Below are 9248 nucleotides of genomic sequence, written 5' to 3'. Positions count from 1 at the left end.
CTTCTCCCGAAAGCCCCTGTTCGGCTACAAGGGGCTGGTCTTCGCCACGATCGGGATCGGTGTGCTGTCGCTCACGGTGTGGGCTCACCACATGTTCGTCACCGGCGCGGTACTGCTGCCGTTCTTCGCGCTGCTGTCGTTTCTCATCGCGGTGCCGACCGGCATCAAGTTCTTCAACTGGATCGNCACGATGTGGCGTGGGCAGCTCACCTTCGAGACGCCGATGCTGTTCGCGCTCGGCTTCCTGGTGACGTTCCTGTTCGGCGGACTGACCGGGGTGATGCTGGCCAGCCCGCCGATCGACTTCCATGTCAGCGACAGCTACTTCGTCGTCGCCCACTTCCACTACGTCGTGTTCGGCACCGTCGTCTTCGCCGCGTTCGGCGGCACCTACTTCTGGTTCCCGAAGGTNAGCGGCCGGATGATGAACGACCGGCTGGGCAAGGTCCATTTCTGGACCATGTTCTTCGGCTTCCACACCACGTTCCTGGTGCAGCACTGGCTCGGCGTGCGCGGCATGCCGCGGCGCTACGCCGACTACGGTCCGACCGACGGTTTCACCACCCTGAACACGGTTTCGACCGCCGGCGCGTTCCTGCTCGCCGCGTCCACGCTGCCGCTCATCTACAACCTGTGGCACTCCTACCGGCACGGCGCCCTCGCCACCGTCGACGACCCCTGGGGGTACGGCAACTCGCTGGAATGGGCGACGTCCTGCCCGCCGCCGCGGCACAACTTCCGGCGGCTGCCCCGGATCCGCTCCGAGCGGCCCGCCTTCGACCTGCACTACCCGCAGGTCAGNGGCCTCGTCGACTACCACTCGACGCCGGAGATCGCCGACGCCGACGCCGACACCCAGCCCGCCCGGCGGGCGGACTGACCGCGCCCTGATCTCTGCCTCTGCAGCTGCCGCTGCCGCTGCCGCTGCCGCCCGGAACGGTCACGGCGCGAGGACCACACTGCGGTGCGGTGCGCACGGTCTGCGGCTTCAGACCGTGCAGAACGCACCGCAGGCGGATCATGATCGACGGGGCGGGACGAGCAGGCGCAGCGCGTCCGGGCGGACGACGATCTCGGCCGGCAGGTCGGCCAGCGGGTCGCCGTCGGCGTACACCGCGAACGGCCGGTCGGCGCCGATGTGCAGCCGCTTCCCCCGCAGCACCCGCACGTGGCGGGTGTGGACGTGCCGGCCGGTGAAGACCCGCGGGAACAGCGCCAGGAACGTCAGCCGGGACGTCCGCGAGATCAGCACGATGTCGAGCAGCCCGTCGGCGAGGTCGGCGTCGGGGGCGAAGCGCATCCCGCCGCCGTAGTAGGCCGCGTTGGCCGCGGCCACCGTCCAGCCGTGCAGCACCTCGGGCGGACCGTCGTCGATCGCCACCGTGAACCGCGCCGGCCGCCAGGCCGCCACCGCCCGCAGCGCCGCGTAGGTGTAGACGTGCCGCCCGCGCAGCAGGCGCATCCGATTGGCGATGATCTGCACGTCGGAGTCGAATCCGACGCTGGCGATCCCCAGGTACGGCCGGCCGCCGACCTCGGGCAGATCCACCCGCCGCTCCTGGAACCCGGCGAGCTCGGCGGCGACGCGGCGGGGGTCGGCGGACAGGCCCAGCCCGCGGGCGAAGTCGTTGCCGCGGCCGCCGGGCAGCACGGCGAGCAGCCCACCCGCCCGCGCCACCGCCCCGGCGACCGCCCCGGCGAGGCCGTCCCCCCCGAGCGCCGCCACCACCCGTCCCTGCGCGGTGGCCTCGGCGGCGAGCCGACCGGCGTGCGCGAGGTCGCGGGTGGGGGCGACGCGCACGTCAGCAGCCCACCGGTCGAGCTCGGTGCGGACGCCGTCGAGCAGGCGCAGCGCCCGCCCGCGCCCCGCGCTCGGATTGACGATCACGGTGACCAGCCGCCGGTCGACCGCCGCGGCGGTCGGCGCCGGGAACGACGGTTGCGTCATGCTGCCCGAGTCCCTTCGCCGGCCGATCCGATCGGATCAGCCTACGGCCGCGGGAACCTCACTCACCGAACCGAGGACGGCGCGACGGTGAGATGCTCGCTGACAGCGCCGAAGAACGACCGTTCACCGATTTCGGGGGCGTCCCGCACATCGCGAAGCACCAGGTGCTCCAGCAGGATCAGCGCCGCGTCCGCCGGCCAGAGCACCAGCCACAGCCACACCCCGCGGGCCTCCCCGACGAAGGCGGCCCGGTCCGGCGGGACGGCCAGCGGCCACATCGCGGTGGGATGCCCCGCGGCCTCGACCTTGGCCTCGGGCACGCCCGGCAGCGCCTGCGGGTCGAGGCCGGTGATGCCGGCCAGCCGGGCGCCGAGGCCCACCCCGGGTGCCTCGGCGACGAGGATCATCTCCGCCGGGCCGCCCAGCGGGCAGGGGCCGGCGAGGGCGAGCGCGCTGGCCCGCGGTCCGGTGCGCTCGTCGCCGGCCCAGCCGACTCCGCTGACGTACCAGTGCACCGGCATGGGCTCGGGCAGCCACACGGGCACGGTGGAGGACGTGGCCAGGGCGTGCAACGCCTGCTCGCGGGAGAAGACGGCCGTCCGGTACGGGCTCACCTCCCCGTGCTCGTCGCAGCGGTACTGGCTGCTCCACAGGTCGGGTGGGCGGAGCGGGCCGAGACAACGAGGGCAGGCGGCAGCAATGCTCACCGGGCGCCTCCTGGCGTAGGTGGAGGGGGGCCGCCGGACCTCGGCGGTTCCGATACCGCTGTTCCCGTCCTGTACCACGAGCAACCGCCCCACCAGCACAGATGTGCCGAACCGCCGGGCAGGTACGCCGAACCGCCGGGCAGTCAGCGGGCGGCGNTGACCTCGGCGAAGGCCTCGTCGAGGACGTCGAGACCGGCGAGCAACAGCGCAGGGTCCATGACCAGCGGCGGCAGCAGCCGCAGGACGTTGCCCCAGGTGCCGGCGGTGAGCACGATCAGGCCGCGGCGGTGGCAGGCCGCCGCGACGGCGCCGGTCAGCTCCCTGTCCGGGCGGGTGTCGCCCCCGCCGCGGACGAGTTCCAGGGCGAGCATCGCACCTCGCCCGCGGACGTCCCCGATCACGTCGTACCGCGCCGCCAGGGCGCGCAGCCGGGGCAGCGCGAGCTCGCCGATGCGCCGCGCGCGGGCGGCGAGGTCCGCGGACTCGATGAACCCGATGGCCGCGAGTGCCGCCGCGCAGGCCGCCGGGTTGCCGCCGTACGTGCCGCCGAGCCCGCCGACCTGCGGGGCGTCCATGATCTCGGCCCGTCCGGTGACGGCCGCCAGCGGCATCCCGCCGGCGATGCCCTTCGCGGTGGTGATGAGGTCCGGCACGACGCCCTCGTCCTCGCAGGCGAACATCGTGCCGGTGCGGGCGAAGCCGGTCTGGATCTCGTCGGCGACGAACAGGATGCCGGCGTCCGCGCAGAACTCGGCGAGGCGGGGCAGGAAGCCGCGGCCGGGGACGATGAACCCGCCCTCGCCCTGGATCGGCTCGATGACCAGCGCGGCCACCTCGCCCGCGCCGATCTCGTCCCGGACGAGTTCGATCACCCGCGCCGCCGCCTGCTCGCCGCAGTGCTCCCGACCGGTCGGCCAGCGGTAGGGGTAGGCCAGCGGCACCCGGTACACCTCGGGGGCGAAGGGCCCGAAACCGGCCTTGTAGGGCGCCGACTTCGCCGTCATCGCCAGCGTCAGGTTCGTCCGCCCGTGGTAGGCGTGCTCGAAGACGACGATCGCGGCGCGCCCGGTCGCCGAGCGGNCGATCTTGACGGCGTTCTCGACGNCCTCCGCCCCGGAGTTGAACAGCGCCGAGCGCTTGTCGTGGTCGCCCGGGGTCAGCCGGTTCAGGGCCTCGCAGACCGCGACGTACCCCTCGTAGGGGGTGATCATGAAGCAGGTGTGGGTGAACCGGCCGACCTGCTCGCGCACCGCGGCGACCACGCCGTCCGNGGCGTTGCCGACGCTGACCACGGCGATCCCCGAGCCGAAGTCGATCAGCGAGTTGCCGTCGACGTCGACGACGACCCCGCCGCCGGCCGCGTGCACGTACACGGGCAGGGTCTCGCCGACTCCGCGGGCCACCGCGCCGGCCCGGCGGGCGGCCAGCGCGCGCGAGCGGGGCCCGGGGATCTCGGTGACGAGGCGGCGGATCTGGGGCAGCCCCGGCCCGCCGCGGGCCGGCACGTTCGGAGGGTTCATCTCATCGGCTCCCGCCTGCTCGCCGGCCGCTGTCCACCAGGGCATCGTCCCCCGCCCACGGGCTCGGGGCCGGCCTGTCCGCCCAGCTCAGCGCCGCTTCATGGGGTGGCATGCGCCGATGGCCCGGTGGGGCGCGTTGGAACCGCCGGGGCGCCGACGATGCGCCTAGGATGGCGGCTGATGGCGACGACATGGGCGGAGCGCAATGGCTGACGTCACCTCGTTCTGGCTGGCGGGCAACCGCGCCGAGGGGGCCACGACCATCGACGTTCGCCACCCCTTCGACGACGGCCTCGTGNCCACCGTGGCGCAGCCCGACGCCGACCAGGTCGAGCGCGCCGTCGCGGCCGCCGCCGAGGTGTCCCCGCGGTTCTCGGCGCTGCCGGCGCACGTGCGCGCCTCGGCGCTGGCGCACGTGTCCAGGGAGATCGCGCGGCGCGGCGACGAGCTCGCCCGCCTCATCACCGCGGAGAGCGGCAAGCCGCTGACCTGGGCTCGGGCCGAGGTGGCCCGGGCGAGCTCGACGTTTCGCTGGGGCGCGGAGGAGGCCCGTCGCTTCACCGGCGAGCTGACCCGGCTGGACACGGACCCGACCGGGGAGGGGCGCCTGGCGCTGAGCCGGCGCTTCCCGCGCGGGCCCGTGCTGGGGATCACCCCGTTCAACTTCCCGCTGAACCTGGTGGCGCACAAGGTCGCACCGGCGCTGGCGGTCGGCGCCCCGATCATCGTCAAGCCCGCCCCCCGCACACCGCTGTCCGCGCTGTTCCTCGGCGATCTGCTCGCCGAGACCGACCTGCCCGAGGGGTCCTGGTCGGTCCTGCCCGTCCCGAACAGCGAGGTCACCGGGCTCGTCACGGACCCGCGCCTGCCGGTGGTGTCCTTCACCGGCTCCGGCCCGGTCGGCTGGTCGATCCGCGACGCGGTGCCCCGCAAGCACGTGGTGCTCGAACTCGGCGGCAACGGCGCCGTGCTGGTCGCGGCCGACTACGCGGCGCCCGGCGACCTCGCCCGGGCGGCCGGGCGCATCGCCCTGTTCGCCAACTACCAGGCCGGCCAGTCCTGCATCGCCGTGCAGCGCGTCTATGCCGACCGGTCCGTCCACGACGAGCTGCTGCGCGAGATCGTGACCGCGGTGCGGGCGCTGCGCGGCGGCGACCCGACCGATCCGGCCACCGACGTGGGCCCGCTCATCGACGAGGCCGCGGCGCGCCGGGTCGAACAGTGGATCGCCGAGGCCGTCGCCGCCGGCGGGACGCTCGTCTGCGGCGGATCGCGCACCGGTGCGTCCATCGCGCCGACGGTGCTCACCGACGTCCCCGCCGATGCCCGGGTCGTGCGCGAGGAGGTCTTCGGACCGGTCGTCGTCGTGGCCGCGGTGGACGGCCTGGACGAGGGCCTCGCCCGGGTCAACGACAGCGAGTTCGGTCTGCAGACCGGCGTGTTCACCCACGACCTGGCCACCGCGTTCCGCGCCCACCGCGAGCTCGCCGTCGGCGGGGTCGTCATCGGTGACGTCCCCTCCTACCGCGCCGACCAGATGCCCTACGGCGGCACGAAGGGGTCCGGCATCGGCCGGGAGGGCGTCCGCGCAGCCATGACCGACCTCACCGAGGAGCGCGTCCTGGTCCTCACCGGCCTCGATCTCTAGCCTCCCGAACCGCCGAACCGCCGAGTCGCCGAGTCGAACCGCCGAGCGACCGCGATGCTCGGCCGGCCCGCGACGCGGTCCCGACTCGGTGCGGCCGGCGGGGACGAGCTGCCAGCATGGGCGAATGACCATCGACCTGCACACCCACTCCACCGCGTCGGACGGCCTGGTCTCACCGGAGGATCTCGTCCGGCTCGCCGCCGAGTCGGGTCTGTCGGTCATCGCGCTGACCGACCACGACACCACCGCCGGCCTCGGGCGCGCCGCCGCGGCGCGGCCCGGCGGCCTCACCCTGGTACCGGGCGCCGAGATCTCCTGCTCCGTCGACGTGCCCGGCGGGTCGATCTCCCTGCACGTGTTGGCCTACCTGTTCGACGCGGCCGAACCCGCCTTCGCCGCGGTCCGCGCCCGGGTCCGCGAGCATCGGGCCGTCCGCGCCCGCCGGATGGCCGACCGGTTGGCCGCCGACGGGCACCCGATCCGCTGGGAGCGGGTGGCGGAACTCGCCGCCGGGACGGTGGGCCGCCCGCACGTCGCCGCGGCGATGGTCGAGGCCGGGCTGGTGCCGACGGTGGCGGCGGCCTTCACCCGCGACTGGATCGGCACCGGCGGGCCGTACTGGGTCGGCAAGGAGCAGCCGGACGTCTGGCAGACCCTGCGGCTGATCCGCGACGCGGGCGGGGTCAGCGTGTTCGCGCACCCGTTCGCCAGCCGACGCGGGGTGACGGTCGGGCCCGACGTGATCGAGCAGATGGCCCGGGCGGGGCTCGGCGGGGTCGAGGTCGACCATCCCGACCATGACGCCGACGAACGGCGCCGGCTGCGCGGACTCGCCGCCGACCTCGACCTGATCGTGACGGGATCGAGCGACTTCCACGGCAGCAGCAAGCCGCAGGGCCTCGCCGCCGAGACGACCAGCCGCGCGTCGTACGAGCGACTGCTCGCCGCCGCCACCGGCGCCGCACCGCTCCAGGGCCCGGCCTCGACCTGACCACCGGGGCCGAGCTCACACCCCCTTGCCGCACCCCCGGCCACCGGTGTCGGAGCCGCGGCCCGGGCTGAGCCGCCCGAGCAGCTCGGCGAGCTGCTCCTGTTCCGCCCGGCTGAAGTGGGACAGCACGTGCCGTCCCACCCCCTTCAGGTGGGTGCCGGAGGCGGCCCGAAGCCGGTCGAGACCCTGCGGCGTCAGGGTGGCGAGCGTGCCCCGGGCGTCNGAGGGACAGGATCGCCGGGTGACCAGCCCCTCGCGCTCCAGCCGGTCGACGAGCCGGGTCAGCCCACTGNGGGACAGCAGCACCGCCTGCGCCAGCTCGCTCATCCGCAGCTCGCGGTTCGGCGCCTCGGCGAGCTGGACGAGCACGTCGNAGGAGGCCAACGGCAGGTGATGGATGGCTTCCAGCTCCGCCTCGAGCACCCTGGTGACATGCGCGTGCGCCTGCAGCAGCCCCCGCCAGGCTCGCATGCCGCGCTCGTCGACCCAGTCCGCGTCGGTCTCGGAGCTGGCGCCGATCACCTCTTCGACTGCCATCGCGTCCTCCCGCTGCCGCCTCGATCAGCCTATGCCGTGACGTGCCCCCGTCGGCTCTCCCGCCACGGCACCGGCCGGAGCCGGGGCGCCGCCGCGCGCCCGACATCCAGGTCACGGCCATCGGCCCGGGTGGAGTCAGATTCCCGACAGGCCCCGGGAACCAGCAGGCCGCACCGATNGACAACCACCGGTACCGCCGGATTCATCCAGGTCCTGGCACCCGTGGCGCACACCTGGCCGGCGGGCCAACGCCGACGGGCTTCCCGCGGGCTATCGTGGAGCGAACGGCGGCTCCGAGGGCCGCATCTGATGCCAATCAGTGACTGAGGTTTCCCTTGTCCCCATCCNGGCCTTCCTCCGACGCGATCCAGTCGGCTCTGGCGACGGTGCACGATCCCGAGATCGGCCGCCCCATCACGGAGCTGGACATGGTCTCTTCGGTCCACGTGCTCGACGACGGCTCGGTTGACATCACGGTGCTGCTCACCGTGTCCGGCTGCCCGATGCGCGATGAGATCATCAACCGTGTCAGCCGAGCCGTCAGCGCGGTCGAGGGGGTGCGCGAGGTCCGTGTCGACCTGCAGGTCATGTCGGACGAGCAGCGCACCGCCCTGCACACGAAGCTGCGCGGCGGCGTCGCCCCGAAGGTGATCCCGTTCGCCCAACCGGGCTCGATGACCAGGGTGTATGGCGTCGCCAGCGGCAAGGGCGGCGTCGGCAAGTCCTCGATCACCGTGAACCTCGCGGCGGCGATGGCCCGATCGGGCCTGTCCGTGGGCGTGCTCGACGCCGACATCTACGGCCACTCCGTGCCCCGGATGCTCGGCATCGAGCGCCCGCCCACACAGGTCGAGAAGATGATCATGCCTCCCCAGGCGCACGGCGTCCGGGTCATCTCCACCGGCATGTTCACCCGCGGAAACCAGCCGGTGACCTGGCGCGGACCGATGCTGCACCGCGCCCTGGAGTAGTTCCTGTCCGACGTCTTCTGGGGCGACCTCGACGTCCTCCTGCTGGACCTGCCGCCCGGCACCGGTGACATCGCCATCTCCCTGGCCCAGCTCGTCCCCTCCTCCGAGCTGCTGGTGGTCACCACCCCGCAGCTCGCCGCCACCGAGGTCGCCGAGCGCGCGGGCACCATCGCCGTGCAGACCCGGCAGAACGTCGTCGGCGTGGTCGAGAACATGGCCTGGCTGCCCTGCCCGCACTGCGGGGAGCGCGTGGACGTCTTCGGCTCCGGCGGCGGCGCCGCCGTGGCCGAGCGCCTCACCCGCGTCCTCGGCCACGACGTCCCCCTGCTCGCGCAGGTCCCCGTGGACGTCCGCCTGCGCGAGGGCGGCGACAACGGCCTGCCCCTCGTCGTCGCCGAGCCGGACGCCGAGGCCAGCAAGGCCCTGCGCGCCGTCGCCGAGCGCCTCACCTACCGCTCCCGCGGCCTCGCCGGCCGCAGCCTCAACCTGACCCCCGCCGGTCGCTGAGGCGCAACCCCGAAGCACGGCAACCCCGAAGCACGGCCCACGCCCGCGGGCGCCCGGCCTCCGGTGACACCACCGGCCCCGGCCGCCCGCGGGCGTCCTGCTGCCGCCTAGCTCCTGCCTGGAAGGATCGAGCCCCAGTCCACGACTCCCGACGTAGTCCGTCGACGCGGCCCAGATGATCAAGGGTGGGCCCCACCGCGGCCGCGTTGCGGTGCGCCGTGTACGGTCTGGGCCCGCAGAACGCACATTCCGTACCGCAATGNGCCGCCTCCCGTCATGCAACCTGGATGATCGTCGCGCCCGCGGAACTGTGCCCCGCGGCATAACACACGCGACCTAGAGATGATCAGCGACCCCGCCGAGGCCTGGCCCGCTGTTGCCGCAGCCATGTTGCGATCCCTCTAGGGATGATCAGCGAC

General features: G+C 73.8%; 4 protein-coding genes and 12 pseudogenes. 7 read left to right on the top strand and 9 right to left on the bottom strand.

All coding sequences use genetic code 11. The features are described from left to right. The 3 pseudogenes from UK94_RS47945 to UK94_RS47935 all read left to right on the top strand — a co-directional run. Positions 1-185: pseudogene (locus UK94_RS47945) on the top strand (cbb3-type cytochrome c oxidase subunit I); the annotation flags it as partial. Between the two features lies 1 nt (position 186). Further along, a pseudogene (locus UK94_RS47940) lies at positions 187-411 on the top strand (cbb3-type cytochrome c oxidase subunit I); the annotation flags it as partial. 1 nt (position 412) lies between these two features. Continuing rightward, a pseudogene (locus UK94_RS47935) lies at positions 413-801 on the top strand (cbb3-type cytochrome c oxidase subunit I); the annotation flags it as partial. A gap of 217 nt (positions 802-1018) precedes the next feature. On the opposite strand, the gene UK94_RS11250 reads toward UK94_RS47935, so the two are convergent. The 5 genes and pseudogenes from UK94_RS11250 to UK94_RS47920 form a co-directional block, all read right to left on the bottom strand. After that, positions 1019-1948: a YegS/Rv2252/BmrU family lipid kinase gene (locus tag UK94_RS11250; RefSeq protein ID WP_055749780.1), complete on the bottom strand. Its 930-nt coding sequence runs from the start codon at positions 1946-1948 to the stop codon at positions 1019-1021. Positions 1949-2010: 62 nt separating this feature from the next. Further along, on the bottom strand, positions 2011-2655 hold the full coding sequence (locus UK94_RS11245) for a DUF6758 family protein (protein ID WP_041939822.1): 645 nt from the start codon (positions 2653-2655) through the stop codon (positions 2011-2013). A gap of 157 nt (positions 2656-2812) precedes the next feature. Then, a pseudogene (locus UK94_RS11240) lies at positions 2813-3735 on the bottom strand (aminotransferase class III-fold pyridoxal phosphate-dependent enzyme); the annotation flags it as partial. Positions 3736-3760: 25 nt separating this feature from the next. Further along, positions 3761-3925, bottom strand: a pseudogene (locus tag UK94_RS47925) (4-aminobutyrate--2-oxoglutarate transaminase); the annotation flags it as partial. A 1-nt stretch (position 3926) separates the two neighbouring features. Next, positions 3927-4175 (bottom strand): annotated as a pseudogene (locus tag UK94_RS47920) (4-aminobutyrate--2-oxoglutarate transaminase); the annotation flags it as partial. A gap of 205 nt (positions 4176-4380) precedes the next feature. Here UK94_RS47920 and UK94_RS73500 point away from each other — a divergent pair. The 3 genes and pseudogenes from UK94_RS73500 to UK94_RS11230 form a co-directional block, all read left to right on the top strand. Next, positions 4381-4473, top strand: a pseudogene (locus UK94_RS73500) (hypothetical protein); the annotation flags it as partial. A 1-nt stretch (position 4474) separates the two neighbouring features. After that, on the top strand, positions 4475-5823 hold a 1349-nt coding region (locus UK94_RS11235; RefSeq protein ID WP_235487501.1), incomplete at its 5' end, for an aldehyde dehydrogenase family protein. 124 nt (positions 5824-5947) lie between these two features. After that, positions 5948-6814, top strand: coding sequence for a PHP domain-containing protein (locus UK94_RS11230; RefSeq protein WP_055749777.1), 867 nt, complete (start codon positions 5948-5950; stop codon positions 6812-6814). A gap of 15 nt (positions 6815-6829) precedes the next feature. On the opposite strand, the pseudogene UK94_RS47915 reads toward UK94_RS11230, so the two are convergent. The 4 pseudogenes from UK94_RS47915 to UK94_RS47900 all read right to left on the bottom strand — a co-directional run. Next, a pseudogene (locus UK94_RS47915) lies at positions 6830-7036 on the bottom strand (MarR family transcriptional regulator); the annotation flags it as partial. A 1-nt stretch (position 7037) separates the two neighbouring features. After that, positions 7038-7106: pseudogene (locus UK94_RS47910) on the bottom strand (MarR family transcriptional regulator); the annotation flags it as partial. A 1-nt stretch (position 7107) separates the two neighbouring features. Next, a pseudogene (locus UK94_RS47905) lies at positions 7108-7187 on the bottom strand (MarR family transcriptional regulator); the annotation flags it as partial. 1 nt (position 7188) lies between these two features. Further along, positions 7189-7351: pseudogene (locus UK94_RS47900) on the bottom strand (MarR family transcriptional regulator); the annotation flags it as partial. Positions 7352-7699: 348 nt separating this feature from the next. Between UK94_RS47900 and UK94_RS11220 the strand changes: the two are divergent. Next, positions 7700-8829, top strand: a pseudogene (locus tag UK94_RS11220) (P-loop NTPase); the annotation flags it as partial. Positions 8830-9248: the final 419 nt, after the last annotated feature.

Origin of the sequence: Frankia sp. AvcI1 (assembly GCF_001420875.1) — a bacterium.
GTDB classification, from domain to species: domain Bacteria; phylum Actinomycetota; class Actinomycetes; order Frankiales; family Frankiaceae; genus Frankia; species Frankia alni.
Note: the sequence above shows the minus strand (reverse complement) of the source record. Positions and strands in the feature narration are given on the sequence as shown.